We start from the raw sequence: 21,986 nt of genomic DNA, 5'->3' as shown, positions 1-21,986 counted from the left end.
CGCCGCCGGGGACTGCGGCGGGAGCGAGGTTTATTTTGATTGTTCAACTAATTCACGAACCGCATCAATGACCAGATTTGGCTCATCCAACTGGATGTAATGCCCGCTGTCTTCGGCAATGATCTGCCTGCTATTTGAAGACAAGCCCACCAACTCACGCTGCAATTCGTACCAGGTCGTATCGTATTGAGCGTTCTCCTGCTCCGAAAGAATGGGCAGCGAGTCGGGCAAGCCGCGTGTCAGGACGATCAGCGGCAGGTCGCCCAGACCTTTGAGTTTGTGTGTCGAACCGGTTCCAAACTCGGCAAGGAAAGAGGATGACTCGATCACAGCCGCATTGAAATAATCTGTGGTTGCGAGCAAGGCGCGATATTGTTCCAACGCTTCGCCTTCCAACCCGCGAGCGGGAATCTGCTCCGGTGACAATGCCATGATGCCGAAAGAATTGAGCGCGGCAAACAACTTGAACTGACGCGCCATCGCTTCTGTCAATGTCGCAAAGGCAGGGATGCGCACAAAGTGCAGTTCATGTGCCGAGTCCACCAGCAGCATGGCGGTCACTTCGTCTGGATATTGATGCGTAAATTCCCGCACCACGATTCCGCCAAAGGAATGACCTACCATCACATACGGACCTTCCACCTCGGCATTCTGAAGCAAGGTGTGCAATTCGTTCACCATCGTCGCCACCGTGCGCGGATGCGGACTCGCCTCACTCCACCCGAAGCCTGCCCGGTCATATACGCAGACTCTCGCAAACTGACCGATCTCCGCCTGCACTGAAGACCATTGCAATGAAAAATCGTTCAAGCCAGATTCCATCACCACGACTGGACTGCCTTCGCCAACGCAATGGATGTGCATGTGATATCCGCCCACATCCACCAACTTGCCGGGCGCGGGATACTGCACGGCGAGTCTGTTCTTGGCGATGCTTCCTGCAACCCAAGTCAGAGCTACAGCAACCAATGTGAAGATCAACAATCCGGTCATCATCTTTTTCGTCCATTTCAAAAATTTACTCATCGTCTTCTCCTTTTTCTAAAGTGGGCAACGAACCCAAAATCTCGATCTTATGACGGGCTTCCAACATCATGGCGTCGAAGTCTGTGAAAGGCTTGGCTCGCTCGATCACAAAGGTATCGAAGCCTGCCGGGAAGGTCAGATACAACATGCGCACAGACTTCGTCCCGTTCACACGAAACCCATGCGGCGTGCCTCGCGGTTGAAAAAAGTACGAACCAGGTTTTGCCCGTTTGCTTTCTTCGCCCCAAAAAATATCGAGCACACCTTCCAAAACATAGATCGCCACATCTTCCGCGTAATGGATATGCAGTGGCGTTTCATATCCAACCGGACATAACACATCGAATAAATTGAACGCACCTCCTGTCTGTTCCGCGCTCGCTTTGATGCAAACGAACGCACCCAGTGACTCAAATCGTTGGCAGTCATCGTCGAACGAATAAGGTTTTGTTTGAAGAGATAAATTTGCCATGCCCGCATTAAACGCTTTCCTGCCGCCCTTTGGGTGTCAGTTCAGTGTGACAAAAAGTGTTACAATTTTTTTACATGAAAACATTTGGTGAATGGCTTCGTGAGCAACGCACAGCACGCAGGCTGACGCGCGAGGAGTTTGCCAATCGCGTGGGCTGTTCGGTCGCCATGCTGCGCAAGATCGAGGGCGACGAACGCCGTCCCTCCGCCCAGATCGCTGAATTGATCGCCAATATTTTGGAAATTGCTGAACGGGAGGATTTCATCAAAGTCGCCCGCGGTGAATGGACGACAGACCGCCTCTCTCCCGTATCGCAGCGGGTTCAGCCCCCAAACATTCCCCCAGCTCAAACATCATCTTCCAACCTCCCCACCCTGCCCACTCCCCTCATCGGGCGTCAACATGAAGTGGATGAACTGCGCAAACTTCTACGTGACCCGCATTGCCGCATGTTGACCGTGGCGGGTCCCGGAGGCATGGGCAAAACCCGCCTCGCGCTTGAAACCGCATCCCGCACTCAACCCGATTATGAAGGTGGCGTCTATTTCGTCCCGCTCGCGCCGATTCAATCCTCCCGTTACCTCATCCCCGTCATCGCCGATTCAATGGGCTTTACGCTTCAAGGTGAGCATGAGCCCAAAGAGCAATTATTCAACTATCTCAAAGACAAACACACCCTTCTGCTGATCGATAACCTCGAACATCTTCTCGGTGATGCAAGCATCTCTGAATTCTTTGCAGAGGTATTGGCAAGAACATCCAAACTCAAACTCCTGGTCACCTCACGCGAGTCAGTAGGGCTGCAAGGTGAATGGATCTTCGAAGTGCATGGCTTACCCATCCCCGAAGGGACGGATATCGAAGGCACATCCGTGGAGTTGTTTCTACAACGCGCCCGCCGCGCGCATGTCAGCTTTGACGCCACAACAGAAGACTACCCAGCCATCGTCCGTATTTGTAATTTGGTCAACGGCATGCCGCTCGGCATTGAACTTGCCGCCGCCTGGGTGCGGACCTTGTCCTGCCGTGAGATCGCCAGCGAGATCGAGCGTGGATTGGATTTCCTCTCCATCTCTGCCAAGGATGTGCCCACCCGTCACCGCTCGATTCGGGCGGTCTTCGATCATTCATGGGATCTACTAACTAAAGAAGAACAGAATGTTTTGCTTCGGCTTGCCATCTTCCAAGGCGGATTCTCGCGCGAAGCGGCAGGAGACATCGCGGATGCGACTCTCCCCGTCCTCTCGGCATTGGTCGCCAAGTCATTGGTCCACAGAAGTGGAACGGGGCGATACGACCTGCACGAAATTATCAGACAGTACGCGGCTGAACGGTTGGCAGACCAGCTCAAGGTCAGGGAAGAGGCGCAGGCGCTTCACGGGCGATACTTCATCCGCTTCCTCGGTCAGGAAGATCTGCCATTACGAAGTTCCATGCAACGCGAGTCGCTTGCCAAACTCGTCGCGGATATTGACAACATCCGCACTGCCTTGGAGTGGGCATTGGCGCATCAAGAATTTGTGCTTATCGAAACCGGGTTGAGCGCCTACTCGACGTTATACGATACATTGGGCTGGTATCAGGAAGGGTTGGATTATCTCAAGCACATTCAAGATGCCCTGGCGAATCGATCTTTGAAGGATGAGGAAAAGAAGTCGCTGGCACATACCTTGACCACCCGTTCCCTTTTCGCGCTTCGAACGTCACGGCACGAAGAAGCTCAGCGCATGCTCGAACAAAGCCTTGCGGTTTTGAAGAATGTCCATGATCCAACCATTCTTGAGGAAGCCCTTACCTTTTTAGGGATCATCAACATCATCATGGGCGATCTTAGCCGTGCTTCGGATTTATTCGAAAAAGGATTGCAAACCGCCCGCAGCATCCATGACCCATGGTATGAAGCTCTTTGTCTGACGGAATTGGTCGGCGTGGATATGCTGCTTGGCAAAACCGAAACGATGCATGAACAGTTTCAAGCCGCCGTGGATGCCTGGCGAAGAACCGGTGATTTGCGTTTTACCGCATTTGGACTCACGTCTCTCAGTTTGAGCGCGAAGGATGCGCAAAAATATGATGAAGCCCAAGCCGCGCTGGAAGAAAGCATCGCCATCAACACCATGATCGGGGATCGTATGGGGCTGGGAAATGCCTATCGTAGCATGGGGCTTTTGGCGCAGGCGCAAGAAAAACATGCCGAGGCATATGAAGCATTCCAGAAAAGCTTGCAATATTTCACAGAACTTGGCGCGCGCTGGGATATTGCACGCCTGCTCTCAGAAATGGGACGAAGCGCGTTTGCATTGGGAAATGATAAGGAGGCCGAAAATCTCTGGCATGAATCCTTGCGGCTTTCGCTCGACACGCAGGGACCTCTTACGGCATTGGATGTGCTCGTTGATATTGCAGACCTCCAGGCAAAACGCGGAAATCTGTTATTCGCTCTTCAGTTATCACTTTATTGCCTTGCCAATTCGTCTGCCTTGTTGAAGACCAAAGCCCGTGCCGAAAAACTTGCAGAGGAACTCAAAGGCAAAACATCTCCCCATGAAATGAAAGCTGTTCCTCTCATTAAAACAGATGACCATTTTGAAGAAGTTGCCAGAAAAGTATTGGCGAATAGCTAAGGCAGAGACTTTATTTCCACAATTAAAATCCTCGCTCAGGGGCGCCGGGTGATATCATGAATCTCCTGCGCGGAGTATTTCCGCCCGTCGTGACCAGTGAGATCAAGGACAGCGGCGGCGCCACAAAGAAAGTTATGCGGGAATTTACAGGTTGTCATGTTGTTCTTCGTCATTTGATTCGTTTGAAAATCGGCAAGGTATCAAGCGGGGTTGGGTAATGTTCGAGCAAAGTGTTGCCAGGGATTGTCTCACCTGTCCAATAGTTTTGCCACTCACCTTTTGGAAGATAAACATCGCGCTGCGTGGTGTTCGGTGTCACTACAGGCGCAACCAAAAATTCATCGCCCAGCAAAAACTCATCGCCACAGGTCAGGGCGCGTTCATCCGATGGGTCGAGCCAGAAGATGGGGCGGATGATCGGCTGTCCCTTTGCAACTGTGGCGCGAGCAATCTCCAAAATCTTCGGCGCGAATTCCACGTGCAGGTTCGCGAAGAGACGGCAAAGCTCGGCGGCGTCCGCGCCATAATCCCATGGAGCAAGACTGAATTGCATCGAAGGCAGCAGCGCGTTCAACTGCGTCCAACGGATCATCAGATCGGCATCCGCTTTTTCATCGTATTCGTTGCCGCCCACCATGTCGGGCAGGATGAACGGGTAGCCCGCCAAACTCATCGCCAATGCACCAGTCAACACCGAGTGCAAACCGTTATCCAATCCCCACGAAGTTGTCTTATCCCACTGGCGGAAAAAGATCGGCGTGGATTGGTTTTTCCAACCCGAGCGCACTTCGGTTAAGCGATGGTGCTTCGCTACCGCATCCACATAAATATTTGTATATTCGTTAGGATGGATTTTTTGATGTGTGACCGCATCAATGGGAAGGAAGCATGCCTCGCTCGCATCGAACTTGAAGCCATCGGCTCCTGTCTTGACCTGTAACTGATTCAGCCGTTCGAAGAACCATTCCAACGCCGACGGATGGGTGACGTCCAGCAAGCCGCCATGTCCCTGCCACCACGGCACGAGGTACGGAGAACCATCTGTGCGGCGCACAAGCCAACCATTCTTTTTCCCTTCGGCAAAGGCATTTGAGCGTTCATTCAAAAATGGGATAACCCACGTGGTGACTTTGAATCCCTTCGCATGTAGTTCATCGATCATCGCTTTGGGGTCAGGGAATCGTTGAGGGTCAAAGTCCAAATCACCGTAATAGACCTGCCAGCGGTCGTCGATCTCCATCACATGATAGGGATAGCCGTTTTGGATGATCTCATCTGCAAACTTCAAAACGACTTCCTGATTGATGGCAGTTTTGTATCTTGCCCATGTCGTCCATGTGGGTTTGGTGAATAAGCCTTCAGGCGGCAGTTCAGATGGATGCCCGAAATGTTTGATCTGGTTTTCGTAGGCAGTGACCGCGTTTTCGGAAAAGGAGAATTTGAGATCGAGAGAATTTCCTTTGAAGGTGAACATCCCATCCCCCACCCCGCCTTTATCAAGAAAGGGACGGTCGGAGAAGGCGCCGCGTCCATCGGTGACAAAGCTCCATTTGAAGCGTGGATAGTCCGCGGGCGGTTGATTCATGCCAAATTCAATGGGCGAGTCTGCGATGATGAGTGTGCCATTGGAGGAGAACCAGGCGGGGTTCATGACACCGCTCAAGCCTGTGGGTCCGTTATCGAAGGTGTGAAAGGGCGCGCTGTGCATCATCAACTTGTTGAGCGGGTGATGCTGATTGATGAGCTCACCGCCGCCATACCAATAGCCGGGGAGTTGGATTCTGACCTCGACGGGGGAATCGGTTGGGGTGGTGGTCAATGCCCAATGGTCTGAATCAAGTTTGAGTTCCAGAGTGAAGCGCGGGAATTCAGCGGTGACGGATGAATCGTCGCTGCGGAGATTCGGCTTGGAATCAGAATCCAGCCTCACGGTCATCATCACTTGATTATTTTTTTTGAAGGAGATGGAAAAGGGATGGGGAGTGGTTTCGATTTGAATCATGGAAATTAAAAGACCTGACAGGTTTTGGAAACCTGTCAGGTCTGAATTGATTATCGTTTGAATTTCTTGCCTGTGGCAAGCTCGACGCTCTTGTATGCGCCGTCGTAGATGCCGATGCTTTTGTTCTTGACGATGCAATCGCAGAACATGGTGAGCAGGTCATCGTAGTCGGTGAGCATGTCGATGGCTTGCAGGGTCTGCGGAATGGTGCGGGTTTCAACGGTGCTGTCGCCGATCTCTGCGCCGCGGATGGCGCCCCACATTTCATGTCCGCCGACGCGGGCATTGAAAATTTTCGGGACTGGATAGAAGGCGAGTTCACTGGGTTTGGTGATCATCACGTCCACCACGCGCATGAGATAGTTGGTGGCATACACGGCGTGGAAGGTGTTGTCGTGTAAGAAGACGTGCAAACCATGCGCGGGCTTCTTGCGGATGCTGTCGGTGAATTCCTTGGTGTCTTCCCAGGTAAAGTGGGTCTGAATGAGGTCTTTGTAATCTTTGAGTTCGCCTTGCAGCCATTCCCAATTGTTCTTGTGGTCGCCAAGGTTGACGAAGAGTGTGACCTTGTCCTGTTTGACCAGCGGAATGACGTGCTCGACAATGGCTTTGAAGAGTTCACGCTGTGCGCCAGCCCCGCCCATCGTCAACAGGAAGCGGCGCGGCTCCTTCGCCTTCATGCGGCGCATACGGTCAGCGCAATCCTTTTCGATATTTTCGACAAGTTCATGATCCACATGGTGACCGGTGAAAAAGAGCGCATCTGACGGGGTGGGTTTGAGAATCCTGCCCCTGTCATCGAAGCCGCGCATGACGCGGAAGCCATAATAACCGGAGGGAGATTGAACTGCGTGCTTCGCGCCCTCGGTCAGTTGGAATGCCATGGGCCAGTTATCGAACATCATGTCCACCACGTGGGTCATGCCGCCTGCGACCGCGCCCATGCAATTCCACATATGCGAGGTGAGTGTGGGCATGTCCGCGGGCAATGCCGCATACAGGTTGGCGAACAACTCGCTCATTTTGTAATCTTTGACCTCGGTTTTGAGGAAGCGCCAGGGCCAGGTGCTGGTCATGTAATTAAAGAGTTGGTCCAAGCCGGGTAGAGTCGGGTCGCCGGTGGTGAGGGATTCCCAGACGTACTTGTCGAACCACGGGTAACGCTGTGAGATGCGCGAATATTTGCTGTAATTGGTATTGCACCAGTTGATCACGTCGGTGGTGATGCCGGGAATGCCAAGCAGATCTAGCCAATAGGGAGTGAAACCCATCGCCTTGGCGGCAGAGACGCCCGCCATCGCGATGCGATAGTGACCGAATCCCATGCGGATGGTGCTGACGATGACGCCGTTCTTTCTGTCCACGGGTTTGCCCATCCCGTCGCGGACAATATTCTTCAGCCCGAAAATTTTCGAGCCATATGGATGATCTTCAACAGTAAGGTTGAATTTTTCGTTCGGGTCGTAATTGAATTTCCTGGCGAGCATGTCCTTCCAAGCATCGGCGGCGCGGGATTGACGCTCGGTGATGGGATTGCCATACACTTCGTAGCGTCCATTCTTCTTTTGAAGCATGTTGAGTTCTCTCCTTGAGGATGAAAATAATTTCGTTAGTGACCGCAGACCATTGGATGACGGACCGCAGGTTATTCGGGGGGTGATATTACTTTATCGATAAACCGCAGCGACAGGTCGGTGACGGCATCCAACTCCGCATCGATCAGAATGGGATGGCCTGATCTTTCCATCCAGTGATGTTCCTTCTCCGTCGAAGCAAGGCTGCGCAGGATTATATCCCCTGCCTGCGGGTGTACGGTCGTGTCTCTCCGCCCCTGAAACACAATAACGGGCTGGGTAATGGCCGGCAATCTTTTCTTCACCGCATCCTGAAACTGAAGCAATTGTATGATGCCTTTTGTGGGTAGTTCGGGGTCGTATCCCTGCCACTTGTCCGAGACTTCCATGGTTTCCCGCCTTGCAAATGGCATGAAGTTCGCCCCAAGATACAGTTTGACTTTATCCATCGTGGAAATGGTCAATCGGATGGCAGGCGCATATAACATCACGCCTCGAACTTCGGGATGCAGGTTTGCCAGCATCAGAGCGACCAGCCCGCCCATGGATTCACCCCCGAGGATGACCTTTTCACATCGGGATGCCAACTGAGTATAGACCTTTTCCCCGCTCGCGACCCAATCCTGCCATTTGACGCGGTTCAAGTCTTCGGGATGGGTGCCATGACCCGCCAGTAAAGGTCCGGCTACGCTGAAACCTTTTTCGTAAAGCCGCCTGGCGAACAAGCGTACCTCCGCGGTGGTGGCGGTAAAACCGTGCAATAGCAGCACCCCTGTCGCGCCTGCATCCCAGAAAAACGCATCTCCTTCAAGGTGCGGGTTGTGAAGCACATAGTCTGACATGGATGGCCTATTCATTCGCGGATGAACGTCCGCGCAAAACGGCTAACCCTTTACGCCGCTGCCTGCCACACTCTCCACAAAAAATCTCTGACCGAGGATGAAAACGATCAACGGCGGTATGATGGCGATTGCCGCGCCCGCCAGGATGAGGTTGGGAGTGTCGGAGGCGCGTCCGCGCAAGACATTGAGCGCAAGGGTGAGCACGTGGTTTTTCTCATTACCAACGTTGATGATGACCAGGGGCCAGATGAACGAGTTCCAGGCGTAAAGAAAAGTAAATGTCGCTTGAGTGGCCAGGGCGGGGACCGAGGCGGGGATGATGACATCCTTGAGAATGGCAAAGCGCGAGGCGCCGTCCAGCACTGCGGCTTCTTCGATCTCTTTGGGGAAGGTGATGAAGTGTTGACGCATGAGGAAGGTGCCGTAAGCGGTGAAGATCCACGGGATGATGAGGGATGCGAGGCGGTCGGTCCAGCCGATGAGCACCATGAGTTGATAAAGAGGCACGATCAGCATCACGAAGGGAATCATGATGGTGCCAAGATAAAAGACGAAGACAGTGTCACGACCGGGGAATTTCAGGCGGGCGAAGGCGTAGCCGCCAAATACCGAAGTGAGGAGCTGACCGATTACGACCAAAAGGGTTACAAGTGTGGTGTTGGTAAGCGCGCGCCCGATATTGTTGAGTTCGATGACTTCCTCGTAGTTCTCAGGATGCCAGGTGATATTTTCGACCGGCTCGCTTAAGCGCACATTTTGGAAAACCGGCTCAGACCCGGGATTTTGGGGATCGATAAACTCCCCCACGGTCGTCTGGCTTAGGAGGATCATCGGAACGACCTGCCCATCCACGTCAACATCGAAGAGTTTTTGCTCCTTGCCGTCCACCGTGACGGTCTGCTGGTTCATCGCGCCGCCGGTCGGCTTGACCTCGGAGATGAAGCGCTCGACGGTGGCCGACGGGTCGTCGGCAGGCGCATAGGTTCCAACCTTGATGTTACTCCTGGCGAGGGCAAATTCTTTGCGCACACCGTCCACATCCACGAAGTAAAGAGGGAGAGGTTCATCGTAGCCTTCCACCTGCATGGTGATGGGATCGCGCGGGAACATGCGCGGCGGATAGCGGAATGTGTCCGAGGGAATCTTGAACGAGGTCGCCAGCATGTACATGAACGGGAAGAGCATGATGAGCGCGAAGAAGGTCAGGATGAAATAGACGAGGAAATTGCTCAGGAAGCGGACAAAACGGTAGGATTGTATTTTCATGTCTGCCTCCTGTTAACCTTCGTAGATGCTCGAACGGCGCTGGCGCTGGAATTGAACGAGCGTCAGGCCGAAAATGACGATAAACAGGATCCATGCGATGGCGGAGGCGTATCCCTGCTTGAAGTTCTGGAAGCCGCTTCGATAAAGATATAAGACCAGCGTGATCGTGGAATTATTCGGTCCTTCCGCCGGGTTCATCAGAATGAAAACCTGCTCGAAGACTTGCATGGCTTGAATGGTGGTGGTGGATACAACGTAGAAAGTCGTGGGCGCCAGCATGGGCAGGGTGATGCCCCAGAATTTATCCCATGCGCCTGCGCCGTCCACAGTGGCGGCCTCGTACAACTCGCCGGGGATGTTCTGCAAACCGGCAAGGAAGAGCACGGTGTTAAAGCCCATCGTTTGCCAGGCGGCGATGATGATCACCGACATTAAAGCGGTGCGCTCATCGGAAACCCATTGGATCTTCGGATCCACCAGGGCCGCGTTGAAGAGATTGTTCCAGGACTCGACCCCCAATGTGATGAAGTAGTTAATATAGCCAATGGTGGCGTTGTACAACCACTGCCAGACCAGTGAGATGCCCACAACCGCCGCAATGCTGGGTATGAAATAAACAGCGCGGAAGAACTTCATGCCTGGCAGTTTGCTGTTGAGGATATTGGAAAGGACCAGGGCGGGAATCACGCTCATGGGAACGGCAAACAACACATAGGTCAGGGTATTGCGAAGCGCGAGCCAGAAAAATTTATCAGCTGCAGCGAATAGAATGCCGGTGTTGCCGATGGTGAAGCGCCCCACTTCGTCATACACTTTGATATCGACCACCTCGCGGGCAAGCTGGGTGGGAGTCTCCAGTAACGCAAAACGAACGTTCAGGAGTTTGGCATAGTTCTCGAAGCCCACCCAGTTCGGGGGGTTGAAGGCGTCTGAATCGGTAAATGAAAAATAGAACGAAAGGACGAGTGGACCCGCAAAGAAGATGAGGAAGCCCAGCAGGTTGGGCGAAAGGAACAGCCAGCCGTTGATAACCTGCTCGTGCCCGGTCTTGACATTGAGGGTTTGCGCCACATTCGGTCGGCTCATCGACCAAAGCGAAAGACCGAAGACGGCAAGACCCGCCACGGCAGCCAACCCGGCAGGCTGGGCAAGTTTGCCCAGGAAATAGCTGAGTCCGTTGATCGCATTCACCTGCCAAAGGAAGAGAATAAACCCGCTGATCATCACCCAGCGGCTGACAGTCTTGAGGCTGTTCTCAGAATTGGCTTTCCTTTGAGGGAAGTAATCCTCCAGCATGCCGAGGAAATAACCGAGGACAGTAATGCCCAGATAGGGAAGGCCTTTGCTAAAGTTCTCACCGAGAGCGTCGATACCGATGAAAAATTCACCCGTGTTCAACGCGACAACGAAGCAGGAGACGAATGCCAGGTAGTCCAGAAAGAGCGAAGCCATGCGCCCGGCATGATTGCGTTTCGAAATCTGGAAAGAACCGAACGCGCTAAGCACAGATGCGACTGCCGCGAGCGCCGTCAGTAGAATTTTTTGCCACAGAGGCGTTTCCGGCATACGCATCCATATCATGACAATGGCGCCCGCCGCCAAAACGGCGAACAGGGCGCGCCATATCATGTGGATGCTCAATAACAGGCTGGTCTGGGCGTCTATCCTTGATGGAGCAGTCATATCCTCATCTCCGTGGGTGGGGACTTCAGAATAGTGACACAAAAAAATCTCGAAGCCGCAAATGGATTTGAAGCTTGGGGATTTTGTTGTACCCCAGAAAAGCGGGGCAGGCAAGGCTTGCCTGCCCCGCAGACGTGCAAGGGATCCTTACGGGTTGAAGGCTTTGTTGGCTTCGTCGCAGATCGTAGCGCCAAAGTCTTCGACGGTGGTCGCCCCTGTCAACACACCCTGGATGGCGGGACCCATGATCTTGTCGAACTCAGGCCAGGAACCAGCCCACAACGGACCTTCAGCGGTCGGAGCGGCGGAAGGATCGATGCCGTTCAAGAACGCCTGGTTGTTGGCGGGAGGCGTGAAGGTCAGGAAGGCGTCGAGCGCTTCCTGGCTCACGCGGCTGGGAATGTTCGCGCCGAGAGCGGAGATCTTGCCCTGGGTCTCAGCGGTGGTCAGAGCCTGAACGAGCGCCCACGCTTCTTCCGGGTGTTCAGTGTTGGCGTTGATCACATAAGCGCCCCAGAACAGCCAGTTGCCCGGCGTGCCCGTGGGACCGGCTGGCAGTTCAACAACATCCCAGTTGAAGTCCACGGTGCGGACACCCGGGGTGGCCCAACGGCCGTTCTGGAACATGGCAACCTTGCCAGCGCGGAAAGGCGGCTCGGGATCTTCGCCGTAGGGGGTGGCGACATCGAAGTCCTGATACAGGGAGCGCTGGAAGTCGAGACCGGCAAGAGATTCTTCGGTGTTGAGCGCGCAGGCAGCGCGGTCTTCAGTGAAGAATCCGCCGCCAGATGCGTTCAACCAGACACCGTACGGACCCCACCAGGCGGAGGCGCCATACCCGTAGATATCAGAACCGAGACCGCGGGTGGCCTGGGCAACTTCAAGGAAGGAGTCCCAATCCCATTCACCGTTGGCAGCGAGTTCACGAGGATCGGGAGCTCCAGCTTCATTGATCAGGTCCAGGTTCAGGTAGAGCGCAAAAGTGGAAACATCGCGGGGCAGACCCCAGACCGCACCCGAGCCGTCACCGGAAGCGCCGGTTTCAGGGTTATAGGTCAGATGGAACATGGGACCTTCATAGAAATTCTCAGCGGTATAGCCTTCGGTTGCATCAGCGAGGTCGGCAGCATTGAGGATCAAACCGCGGCTGGCGAAGTCAGCCACATCGGTTCCGGGGATCCAGAAAACATCGGGAGCGGTGCCAGCGGCGACCTCAGCGCGAAGCTGTTCCTGGTAGTTCGTGCCTTCGGAACCACCGGGTTCATACGTGAGGGAGATGCCTTCGAGCTGGGCATCGAGTTCGGTGCTGATCTGGCTGTAGACGTCGATCTCTTCCTGATTGTCTGGGCGGGTGCGCCAGCGCAGGGCAACTTCACCTTCGGCGGGAGCTTCGGTCATTGCCGCTTCGGTGGCAGCCGCTTCTGTGGCAGCGGGTTGTTCCGCAGGGGCTTCTTCGGCAGGCGCGCCGCACGCAGCCAGCACAAAGGAAGCGATTACGAAAAGCCCCAGAAGCTTCAAGAGCAAATTCTTTTTCATTTTTTTCTTCTCCTTAGGAAATGGAAACACTCTTCTTAATTCAGTGAAATTTTTACTTTGTCTATTGAGAGGTTCGATCACCTCCTTTAACCGTGGATTGACGTACAACCAACTGAGCCGGTAATTTGAGAACGCTTGGTTCTACGGTCTTATTCTTGATGATATCCATCAACTTGCGGATGGCTTCCTGCCCGATGAGGGGCATGTCCTGCCGCATCGTGGTGAGAGGCGGATCGAAATAGGAGGATAAGGGCATATCGTCCACGCCGATGACCGAGAGTTGATCCGGCACGTTCAGGTTCACATCCCGCGCCGCGCGCAGCACCCCCATTGCCATGCGGTCGTTCTGGGCAAAAACAGCCGTCGGTACATTGTTCTTTTTAATAAAATCCAGAAGCGCATCACGTCCCGAAGAAGCCGACCAATCCCCTTCGAAGACCAGCGATTCATCGAACGAAATTCCCGCCTCATCCAGAGCGCGGCGGAAACCTTCCAGACGATCTTGAGAACAATCTTCAGCCATTGGGCCGGTCACCAAAGCGACGCGCTTATGACCCAGCGAGATCAAATGTTGGGTGGCTTCATAAGCCACTTTTTCATCATCCAGAGAGATCGAGCAGACCTCTTCATCATGGGAGCGGGCGCCAACAAAGACCACAGGAAAATTCTTTGGAACGTGCTGATAACGTTCATCGGCATACGGATTGATGACGATCAATCCGTCCACCCGGCGATGACCAACCAACTCCTCAACAAGGTCGTGAAAAGCCTGCTGGTCTGATGCAGAGGAAGACAAAACAAAATAATTGTGCCGGCGTGCTTCCACCTCGGCGCCTTCCACAATGCTGGCAAAGGTATAGTCTGTAAGATTAGGGGAAATGATCGCGAGAGTGTGGGTCAAACCGCGTGCCATCGAACGGGCTATGGCACTGGGGCGGTATCCCAACTCTTCAATGGCGGCTTCCACCACTGCGCGGGTCTCTGGCAAGACATCGTTACTGCCGTTGATCACACGCGAAACGGTCTGGTGCGAAACACCAGCCTGGCGGGCGACATCACGGATTGTAGGACGGTTGGGAGCCATTTGATATAATGTGACCGGTCACGTGAGCGGTAACATGAGTCTACATAAAAAAAATACCTTTGTCAAGTAGGCAACTTCCAATTTTAGTCATCATTGGCTACGCGCTTTAATACGATCCATAATCTCTCGAATTCGATCGAGCTTAAAGATGTTAAACACGAAACCCTCGAATGGGTCGAGATTATTTTCGAAAAGGAATGACCATGCTCAACAATCCTCACCGCCGCTATAACGCACTGACAGGCGAATGGGTGCTCGTCTCGCCGCACCGCGCCAAGCGCCCGTGGCTCGGGCAGGTGGAAAAACTCGCCGCTGAATCTCTGCCCCACTACGACCCCACGTGCTATCTCTGTCCGCGCAATGAAAGGGCGGGCGGAGTTTTCAACCCCGATTACAGCACCACATTTGTTTTCCCCAATGACTTTGCCGCGCTATTGCCTGATGTTGATGACGAAGTTCCCGCGTCATCCCACCCGCTGCTTGTCTCTGCAGCCGAGCAGGGACAATGTCTGGTGGTTTGTTTCTCACCCCGCCACGACCTGACCCTGCCCGAGCTCGACCTGCCCGCCATCGAAAACGTGTTGAACACATGGTCAAGCCAATCAGCCAGGTTGATGGAGCTGGATTACATCCATTACGTGCAGGTCTTCGAGAATAAAGGCGCGATGATGGGCTGCTCGAACCCGCATCCGCACAGCCAGATCTGGGCGCAGTCCCAGCCACCGAATGAGATCGTGAAGGAATTCGTCACCCAGAAGGAATATTTGGCCGGGAATGGACGTCCGCTTTTGTTGGATTATTTGCATGAGGAACACAGGCAGAAAGACCGCATCTTGTTTGCCAATGATCACTTCACGGCGATGGTTCCGTTCTGGGCAGTGTGGCCGTTTGAAGTGTTGGTCACTGCCCATAGACCCACAGCCTACCTGAAAGACTTAACCGCCAGCGAAGTCTCTGCGTTGGCGGAGATCTTCAAACAGGTCACCACCCGTTACGACAATCTCTTCGAAATTTCCTTCCCCTACTCGATGGGTTTCCACCAAGCCACTGCTGACAATCAGCCACATCCAGAATGGGTGCTGCATGTGCATTTCTATCCGCCGCTGCTGCGCTCGGCGACCGTACGCAAATTTATGGTCGGTTACGAGATGTTGGGAATGCCGCAAAGAGATATCACCCCCGAAGCTGCTGCAGAACGATTAAGATCCACAGCAGACGTTCATTACAAATCCAAAGGCGCAAGTCTCGCCCGGCGTGGGCTGAGCAACAATCCTACTTAAATCTTTCGCCCCGATGGGATTCTGTCAGTGCGTTTTGCTATTTTCAGCGATTCCCTCCCTGGGGCGGCGCAACCAAGACGGCAATTTCGACATCGATTCATACAAGGAATTAATTATTTTCACCCTTTTCATGACACTTGTTACTAAAAAATTATTAGAAAGGAGGTTACTATAATTATGATGTTGTATCCCGAAAAACAGATTATCGGCTGAGATTGGAGTAGACATGCTTTCACTCATTGAACTTGTCACCCCGGTTACATTGACGGCGCTCGCGCTTATTTTCTACATCTTGATCCACCGCAAACATGACCACAACGGGAAAGACGGCACAGATACGAATCGCACCCATCACCGATGACAGACACACCATCGATCAAATCCCCGCGCATGCAGCGCACAAAGCGTCTTTCGATTCCTTCCAAATGAACCATTTCTGCGATCCCCACCCCATCTGATAGACACGACGTAACATCCCATGAAAAAAACATTTTCTGCAATATTTCTTGTCATCGTAATCCTATTCCTCCCCTCCCTGTCAGTTCACGCACAGGAAACAACGCCGGTGGTCCATGCCGTGCTCTTCCATTCCCCGTCCTGCGGGCATTGCCAATACGTGATCACTGAGACCATTCTGCCCATGATGGAAGAATACGGCGCGCAGCTTCAGATCGTTGGCGTGGATGTTTCAACCGAGGATGGGAATGCCTTGTTCATGAGTGCGCTGCAAACATTCAATGTCGAGCGGGCTGGCGTCCCTTTTCTCGTGATCGATGATATTTATCTGATAGGCTCAGTGGACATCCCCGAAAAATTTCCAGCACTCGTTGATTCCTACCTTGCGCAAGGCGGAGTGGGCTTACCGAATATACCCGGCTTCTCTGAAGCGTTAAACCAGCCATCAGCTGGAGATTCGACAACGGATGAAGCCCAGCCCCAAAACACGGATGAGGCGCCTCAATCCACGCTTACGCCCGCCACTGAATCCCCAGCATCCTCCCCAACGATAGAAACCCCAGGCACTCCATTTTCGGGAATCCATGATCTGCACTGGACGGAACGGTTTGCGCAGGACCCCGTTGGAAATACGTTATCGGTGGTCGTACTCGTGGGAATGTTCGGAGCACTTTTCTGGGCGGTATTTTATATCAGATACGGAAGCCCAGTTAAAATCTCGGAAACAATGCCCGCATGGATTTTCCCATTGCTGTGCGTCATTGGCGCTGGAGTTGCCGGGTACCTGGCGTTCATTGAAACGACCCAAACCACTGCGGTCTGCGGTCCCGTTGGCGATTGCAACACCGTCCAGCAAAGCGAATATGCCCGGCTGTTCGGAATCCTTCCCATCGGTGTGTTGGGATTGTTTGGATATCTGGTAATTTTCGTTTCATGGCTTGTCACGCAATATGGAAGAAAGAAACTCGCGCGACTTGCTTCGCTGGCGTTGTTCTTCCTCACTCTTTCAGGCACATTGTTCTCGATTTACCTGACCTTCCTTGAGCCTTTTATCATCGGTGCGACCTGCGCGTGGTGCCTGACCTCGGCGATAGTGATGACTGCGCTATTTCTTCTCACAGCCAAACCTGCAAAAGGTGCGCTTATCCAGATGCGGATTTAATTCCCAGAATGGTCTTGACTACTTTCCCGGGTTGACGCGTTGTAAACGAAATATCGCTCACGAGACCGGCTTTCCGCTTGAGTGAAACCACAACCCGAGGGTATTCCAAAAAATTGAACGAGACGCGGTAGCGTTTACGGATGAACATGAAATGGATTCCCGCGCCGCCTATTCGCATCAACAGCGGAATATCGTCAATACGGCAATCCGCGATATTGTTCAGAGGCACGGTCCAGGCGAAGATGCCGAATCGAAGGGACAGCACCCCGGGAGTGATTATTATGAGCAGAACCTGGAAATTCAGCACATAGAAAAGAAACATCGCCGAAAACGCGCAAAGAAACCCAGCGAGCCAATCCATGCCTGTCACGATCCAACGAACGACAGCCATAAAGAGAAGCAGAAGCGTGAGAATTAGGAAAAAGAAGGCGGTCTTTGGAGATGAGATTTCCTCCAGATAAATGGGTTTGGCGGGCGATTCAAGGACATTGCTCATGCACACCTCCAGTCAGGCAAACCGGGTCGCGTATCCTTAACATAGTGTAGCACTCCGCGCAGGTCTGCGCATCACCCGGCGGAATCAAAACTCATCAGCGCCGCAGCCCTGGTACGCGCTATACTATTATTAGGCAGAAAGGACGGCCGTCATGATCTCAGTTCGGTCCCGAAAATTTAGGCAGGGATTGTTTCTTGTGTTGGCGCTTTCTTTTACCCTATCCCTGGCGGCGATGAGCGTCAGTCCCTATATGCTCGGCGGCGAGGAATTTGAGTTTTGGATGCTGGCGGTGAATTCGATATTGATCGCGATCCCCCTTGGCATTCTCCATTCCCTGCTCGGAATCCTGATCCTGGCGGCAGACCGACATCGACGCCATGAAGGTATCGATACCCGGCTGGCAAAATGGCTTTACTGGGGTCCGCGCATTTGCTGTCTGATCCTCGTGGCTTTTATGAGCCTGTTCGCATTCGATGTATTTGAAGAAGGACGCACCCTGGGAGAGATGCTGCTTGCCTTCCTGATGCACATGCTTCCGATGATCGCGCTGGGATTAGTACTGGCATTTGCCTGGCGCTGGCCGTGGGTTGGAGCCGTCGTATTTGGGCTGGCGGCGCTTGCTTTTTCGATCTGGACTCTGGGCGATGGGATTCAAGGCGCAGGCACATTCCTGATCATAGGCGCGCCGCTCCTGATGATCTCTCTGGTATTTGCGGCGAATGCGAGCTGGAAAAGGGAGATTGATCTCGCCAGGCACCCAATCATATGAAGAAGATCAGCGTGGCATACGCCCGCCACCCAAAGCCGCATTTGTAAAACTACAGGCAAGCCCTCGGGCGGGAACGATACTGACGACTGCGTTTTCATCCCCCGCTGCATGGGATTCGTTGTGAACAAGGAAATATTGAAAGCCCTGCAAGCCGTGCCTCGTCACAAGTTCGTTCCTGAAAAATATATCGATCAGGCATACGAAGACCACCCGCTCCCGATCGGATATGGCCAGACCATATCGCAACCCTTCCTTGTGGGCTGGATGACAGAACTATTGGACCTTAAGCCCGGGGAAACAATTCTCGAGGTCGGCACCGGCTCCGGTTATCAGGCAGCCATTCTGGCTGAATTGGGTTACAGGGAGGTATATAGCATCGAGATCATTCCCGAGTTGGCTGAAACCGCCGCTGCACGGCTTAAAGAATTGGGCTACACTAATGTACACGTCAGGCAGGGCGATGGATATTACGGCTTGCCCGAGTATGCGCCTTATGATGCGATCATTGTAACGGCCGCGCCGGACCATCTGCCCGAACCGCTAACTGACCAATTGGCAGAAGGGGGCCGGCTTGTCATCCCAATCGGTCCGCCCGGGGTATATCAGAAATTGTGGAAATTCGTTAAGGAAGGGGGTGAGCTGAAGTCCTGCAGCCTTGGCGGCGTGGCGTTTGTCCCATTTACAGGGCCCGGAATCAAGAGAAAACGGGGGCGTCGATCCGCGCCTGACGAGTAGCATTCCCATCAGAATGATGCGCAAAACAAAGACGGGGGAGAGGCCTCTCCGGTCTTTATCCGTAATTTCAAAGGGTTACAATGCGGGCAGCAGATAATCGTAAGCTTTCAATGCGGTTTCATCTATCAACCCGAAGCCCCGATGAGGCGGACACGCCGCAATCACATTAAATCTTATGCTATACTTGCGGCTGCCGCAGGGGAATTCCCGGCAGAAAGCGGAATCTCCCCACAAACAACTTTATTTTCAAAGCCATAGGAGGCAAACATGACCGTGAAATTCAATGTTGTCGAGCGCGGAAACCCGGCAAACCCGACCGCGCCCAAGAAGTGGTATCCGTCCATCGATTCGAGCGGACGGAAGACCCTGCGCCAGATGGCGGAGCGGATTTCGCAGATCTCCACCGTCTCCAGCGCGGACACGATGGCGGTGCTGGAAGCCCTGCTGACCACCATCCCGCAGGAACTGGCGGCGGGCAACATCGTGGAACTGGGCGATTTCGGCAGTTTCTGGCTGAGGATCGAATCGGACGGCGCAGGGACGGCGGAAGAGGTGCGCTCCAGCCAGATCCAGAACATCCTTCCGCGCTTCAACCCCGGCAAGGAGTTCAAACGGGTGCTGGGTTCGATTGAATTCCAGAAAGCGTAGTTTTTCACAAAAGACCTGACGGGTTTCCCGACCTGTCAGGTCTTTTCGCCCAAAAAGACAGTACATGTTTGGAAAGAAGACAGTACCTTTTCGGAAACATGTACTGACATGTTTGGGAAGAAGACAGTACCTTTTCATCCTCCCTCGCGGACGGCGGGAAGCCATAATTTGCCATGCTATAATTTTTCCACCCAACAAGCAAATCACTTATTTCCTGCTCACTATCAATTTAGACAAAAGTGGAAGCTACGCCCATGAACAGCAAAGAACTCGAAGCCTATCTCTGGGGAGCCGCAAACATCCTGCGCGGATTAATTGACGCGGCAGATTTCAAGCAATACATTTTCCCCTTATTGTTTTTCAAACGCATTAGCGATTTATGGGATGAAGAATATCAGCAGGCATTGGAAGAAAGTGGAAACGATTTAGATTATGCTGAATTTCGAGAAAACCACCGTTTTCAAATTCCAAAAGGTTGTCATTGGGAAGATGTAAGAAAGAAAACAACCAATGTCGGCGCGGCTTTGCAAAAGGCGCTCAAAGGAATTGAGAAAGCCAATTTTGAAATATTGCATGATGTCTTTGGCGACGCGCAATGGACAAACAAACGTCGCATGAGTGATGAAAAAATGCTGGATTTGATTGAGCATTTTTCAAAATACAAGTTGACCGTTGCCGAAGTGCCGCATGACATCATGGGCGAAGGCTACGAATATCTGATTAAGAAATTTGCCGATGACAGCGGACATACCGCCGCAGAGTTTTATACAAACCGCACGGTTGTAAAACTGATGACGATGATTACCGACCCGCAATCAGGCGAAAGCGTGTATGACCCCACTTGCGGGAGCGGTGGAATTTTGCTCAACAGCGCATTGCATTTGAAAGAACAAGGCAAAGAATACCGCACGCTCAAACTGTACGGGCAGGAATTGAACTTGATTACTTCCGCCATTGCCCGTATTAATATGTTTATGCACAATGTTGATGAATTCTTGATTGTGCAAGGCGATACGCTAGACAACCCGCAAATTTTGGAAAACGACGAACTGAAACAGTTTGATGTGATTATGGCAAATCCGCCTTATAGTGTAAAACGGTGGAATCAAGCCAAGTTTGCCAACGACCCCTTTGGTCGAAATATTTGGGGAACTCCACCCCAAGGCAATGCAGACTACGCTTTTCAACAACACATAATGAAAAGTCTAAAACCTGATACAGGTCGATGTGTTGTACTATGGCCTCATGGCGTTTTGTACCGTGACGCAGAACTAGAAATGCGGAAGCAAATGATCGAGGCGGATTTGGTTGATGCTGTTATCGGCTTAGGCTCAAATCTATTCTATAACGCCACAATGGAATCTTGTCTGCTTATTTGCAGGATGCAAAAGGAAAAGAAGCGAAAGAATAAAATAATCTTTATCAACGCTTCCGAAGAAGTGGCGAGAGTAACTGCCTACAGTTACTTGGACAACTCACATATAAATAAAATTTTCAGCGCATACAAGGACTTTACAGACGTTGAAGGATTTGCTAAGGTAGTATCAATAAAAGAAGTCTTAACCGAACAAAATGCCAACCTGACAATTTCACGATATGTCCCAAAGGCAACCAACAATAAATTTGATATCGACACTGAATTATCAAATTATGTGGAAAAATCGAAGGACATCATCGGGATTGTCTCAGGATTTAATGCCTATCTTACTTCCAATGCTAAACTCGCTAGGTTTCGAGAAATAATCAACGGAAGAAACAATTGGAAAAGGTATAAATTCAAGGATTTGGTGAATAATCTCAACAAATCAGAATCAAGACCTCTTGAAAAAGGGCTTGAAAGATATGTTGGACTAGAAAACCTGAGCTCTGAAACTTTTGAAATTCAAGGGTATGGATTAATCAAAAATGGAACTTCTTTCACGAAAAGATTTTTTACTGGAAATGTCTTGTTCAGCAAAAGAAGATCGTACCTAAAGAAGGTAGCTGTCGCAGATTTTGACGGGATATGTTCAGGAGATGTGTTGGTGTTTGAGGTAAAGAAGGAAAAGCTCGATATTTTGCTTCCGAAGTATCTACCTTACATCGTCAGAAGCAATGACTTTATACATTTCGCAACTTATACATCGGCAGGCTCATTGTCGCCAAGAACCAAGTGGAAAGAGATGGCAAATTACGAATTTGGATTGCCATCCCCTGAAGAGCAAGAAGAAATCATCGAAGCTTTTAAGCAATTCGAATCAATTTCAAAAGAACTCAAAAACGACGTGGACAAATTTCAAGAAAAACTGGAGCATTTGAGAGTATCCATAACAAACGACTCAATCGCTTGAA

General features: G+C 52.2%; 17 protein-coding genes. 7 read left to right on the top strand and 10 right to left on the bottom strand.

What is annotated here, in order from left to right; translation table 11 throughout:
- Positions 1-30: 30 nt before the first annotated feature.
- Together HS100_11680 and HS100_11675 are read right to left on the bottom strand one after the other, a co-directional pair.
- Positions 31-1,026, bottom strand: coding sequence for an alpha/beta hydrolase (locus HS100_11680; GenBank protein ID MBE7434567.1), 996 nt, complete (start codon positions 1,024-1,026; stop codon positions 31-33).
- Positions 1,019-1,498 (bottom strand): cupin domain-containing protein, encoded by a 480-nt coding sequence (locus HS100_11675; GenBank protein MBE7434566.1) that lies wholly within the window; start codon positions 1,496-1,498, stop codon positions 1,019-1,021. Before HS100_11675 ends, HS100_11680 begins: the two co-directional genes overlap by 8 nt.
- Positions 1,499-1,572: 74 nt before the next feature.
- On the opposite strand from HS100_11675, the gene HS100_11670 reads away from it, so the two are divergent.
- Positions 1,573-4,122: a helix-turn-helix domain-containing protein gene (locus HS100_11670; protein MBE7434565.1), complete on the top strand. Its 2,550-nt coding sequence runs from the start codon at positions 1,573-1,575 to the stop codon at positions 4,120-4,122.
- A gap of 169 nt (positions 4,123-4,291) precedes the next feature.
- Here HS100_11670 and HS100_11665 read toward each other — a convergent pair whose 3' ends face one another.
- From HS100_11665 to HS100_11635, 7 genes are all read right to left on the bottom strand, one after another.
- Entirely contained in the window at positions 4,292-6,124 is a 1,833-nt protein-coding gene (locus tag HS100_11665; GenBank protein ID MBE7434564.1) for a glycoside hydrolase, read from the bottom strand.
- A 50-nt stretch (positions 6,125-6,174) separates the two neighbouring features.
- Positions 6,175-7,698, bottom strand: coding sequence for a hypothetical protein (locus tag HS100_11660; protein ID MBE7434563.1), 1,524 nt, complete (start codon positions 7,696-7,698; stop codon positions 6,175-6,177).
- A 71-nt stretch (positions 7,699-7,769) separates the two neighbouring features.
- Complete coding sequence (locus HS100_11655; GenBank protein MBE7434562.1) at positions 7,770-8,540, bottom strand: alpha/beta fold hydrolase; 771 nt, start codon at positions 8,538-8,540, stop codon at positions 7,770-7,772.
- A gap of 42 nt (positions 8,541-8,582) precedes the next feature.
- Positions 8,583-9,806, bottom strand: coding sequence for a carbohydrate ABC transporter permease (locus HS100_11650; protein ID MBE7434561.1), 1,224 nt, complete (start codon positions 9,804-9,806; stop codon positions 8,583-8,585).
- A gap of 12 nt (positions 9,807-9,818) precedes the next feature.
- The gene (locus HS100_11645) at positions 9,819-11,489 is read right to left on the bottom strand and encodes a sugar ABC transporter permease (protein MBE7434560.1); all 1,671 of its coding nucleotides are present in this window, start codon (positions 11,487-11,489) and stop codon (positions 9,819-9,821) included.
- A 147-nt stretch (positions 11,490-11,636) separates the two neighbouring features.
- Positions 11,637-13,025, bottom strand: a complete 1,389-nt coding sequence (locus HS100_11640) for a sugar ABC transporter substrate-binding protein (protein MBE7434559.1) — start codon at positions 13,023-13,025, stop codon at positions 11,637-11,639.
- A gap of 61 nt (positions 13,026-13,086) precedes the next feature.
- Positions 13,087-14,109, bottom strand: a complete 1,023-nt coding sequence (locus HS100_11635; protein ID MBE7434558.1) for a LacI family DNA-binding transcriptional regulator — start codon at positions 14,107-14,109, stop codon at positions 13,087-13,089.
- A gap of 197 nt (positions 14,110-14,306) precedes the next feature.
- Between HS100_11635 and HS100_11630 the strand changes: the two genes are divergently transcribed.
- Together HS100_11630 and HS100_11625 are read left to right on the top strand one after the other, a co-directional pair.
- A complete protein-coding gene (locus tag HS100_11630; GenBank protein ID MBE7434557.1) occupies positions 14,307-15,389 on the top strand; it encodes a UDP-glucose--hexose-1-phosphate uridylyltransferase in 1,083 nt (360 codons plus the stop codon).
- A gap of 478 nt (positions 15,390-15,867) precedes the next feature.
- A complete protein-coding gene (locus tag HS100_11625) occupies positions 15,868-17,007 on the top strand; it encodes a vitamin K epoxide reductase (protein ID MBE7434556.1) in 1,140 nt (379 codons plus the stop codon).
- On the opposite strand, the gene HS100_11620 is transcribed toward HS100_11625, so the two are convergent.
- Complete coding sequence (locus HS100_11620) at positions 16,988-17,503, bottom strand: hypothetical protein (protein MBE7434555.1); 516 nt, start codon at positions 17,501-17,503, stop codon at positions 16,988-16,990. The genes HS100_11625 and HS100_11620 overlap by 20 nt on opposite strands.
- Before the next feature lie 151 nt (positions 17,504-17,654).
- On the opposite strand from HS100_11620, the gene HS100_11615 reads away from it, so the two are divergent.
- The 4 genes from HS100_11615 (at position 17,655) to HS100_11600 (ending at position 21,985) form a co-directional block, all read left to right on the top strand.
- Positions 17,655-18,272, top strand: a complete 618-nt coding sequence (locus HS100_11615) for a hypothetical protein (protein MBE7434554.1) — start codon at positions 17,655-17,657, stop codon at positions 18,270-18,272.
- A gap of 108 nt (positions 18,273-18,380) precedes the next feature.
- On the top strand, positions 18,381-19,007 hold the full coding sequence (locus HS100_11610) for a protein-L-isoaspartate(D-aspartate) O-methyltransferase (GenBank protein MBE7434553.1): 627 nt from the start codon (positions 18,381-18,383) through the stop codon (positions 19,005-19,007).
- 267 nt (positions 19,008-19,274) lie between these two features.
- Positions 19,275-19,655 (top strand): HU family DNA-binding protein, encoded by a 381-nt coding sequence (locus tag HS100_11605; GenBank protein MBE7434552.1) that lies wholly within the window; start codon positions 19,275-19,277, stop codon positions 19,653-19,655.
- A gap of 254 nt (positions 19,656-19,909) precedes the next feature.
- Positions 19,910-21,985 (top strand): N-6 DNA methylase, encoded by a 2,076-nt coding sequence (locus HS100_11600; protein MBE7434551.1) that lies wholly within the window; start codon positions 19,910-19,912, stop codon positions 21,983-21,985.
- The last annotated feature ends 1 nt before the right edge of the window (position 21,986 follow it).

The organism is Anaerolineales bacterium (assembly GCA_015075725.1).
Classification (GTDB): Bacteria; Chloroflexota; Anaerolineae; order Anaerolineales; family Villigracilaceae; genus Villigracilis.
Note: the sequence above shows the minus strand (reverse complement) of the source record. Positions and strands in the feature narration are given on the sequence as shown.

Excerpts from the sequence above, each read along its gene's own strand:
- HS100_11680 (MBE7434567.1), bottom strand. The coding sequence starts at position 1,026 with ATGAGTAAATTTTTGAAATGGACGAAAAAGATGATGACCGGATTGTTG.
- HS100_11665 (MBE7434564.1), bottom strand. The coding sequence starts at position 6,124 with ATGATTCAAATCGAAACCACTCCCCATCCCTTTTCCATCTCCTTCAAA.
- HS100_11670 (MBE7434565.1), top strand. The coding sequence starts at position 1,573 with ATGAAAACATTTGGTGAATGGCTTCGTGAGCAACGCACAGCACGCAGG.
- HS100_11655 (MBE7434562.1), bottom strand. The coding sequence starts at position 8,540 with ATGTCAGACTATGTGCTTCACAACCCGCACCTTGAAGGAGATGCGTTT.
- HS100_11625 (MBE7434556.1), top strand. The coding sequence starts at position 15,868 with ATGAAAAAAACATTTTCTGCAATATTTCTTGTCATCGTAATCCTATTC.
- HS100_11675 (MBE7434566.1), bottom strand. The coding sequence starts at position 1,498 with ATGGCAAATTTATCTCTTCAAACAAAACCTTATTCGTTCGACGATGAC.
- HS100_11635 (MBE7434558.1), bottom strand. The coding sequence starts at position 14,109 with ATGGCTCCCAACCGTCCTACAATCCGTGATGTCGCCCGCCAGGCTGGT.
- HS100_11600 (MBE7434551.1), top strand. The coding sequence starts at position 19,910 with ATGAACAGCAAAGAACTCGAAGCCTATCTCTGGGGAGCCGCAAACATC.
- HS100_11645 (MBE7434560.1), bottom strand. The coding sequence starts at position 11,489 with ATGACTGCTCCATCAAGGATAGACGCCCAGACCAGCCTGTTATTGAGC.
- HS100_11620 (MBE7434555.1), bottom strand. The coding sequence starts at position 17,503 with ATGAGCAATGTCCTTGAATCGCCCGCCAAACCCATTTATCTGGAGGAA.
- HS100_11650 (MBE7434561.1), bottom strand. The coding sequence starts at position 9,806 with ATGAAAATACAATCCTACCGTTTTGTCCGCTTCCTGAGCAATTTCCTC.
- HS100_11630 (MBE7434557.1), top strand. The coding sequence starts at position 14,307 with ATGACCATGCTCAACAATCCTCACCGCCGCTATAACGCACTGACAGGC.
- HS100_11605 (MBE7434552.1), top strand. The coding sequence starts at position 19,275 with ATGACCGTGAAATTCAATGTTGTCGAGCGCGGAAACCCGGCAAACCCG.
- HS100_11615 (MBE7434554.1), top strand. The coding sequence starts at position 17,655 with ATGATCTCAGTTCGGTCCCGAAAATTTAGGCAGGGATTGTTTCTTGTG.
- HS100_11640 (MBE7434559.1), bottom strand. The coding sequence starts at position 13,025 with ATGAAAAAGAATTTGCTCTTGAAGCTTCTGGGGCTTTTCGTAATCGCT.
- HS100_11610 (MBE7434553.1), top strand. The coding sequence starts at position 18,381 with ATGGGATTCGTTGTGAACAAGGAAATATTGAAAGCCCTGCAAGCCGTG.
- HS100_11660 (MBE7434563.1), bottom strand. The coding sequence starts at position 7,698 with ATGCTTCAAAAGAAGAATGGACGCTACGAAGTGTATGGCAATCCCATC.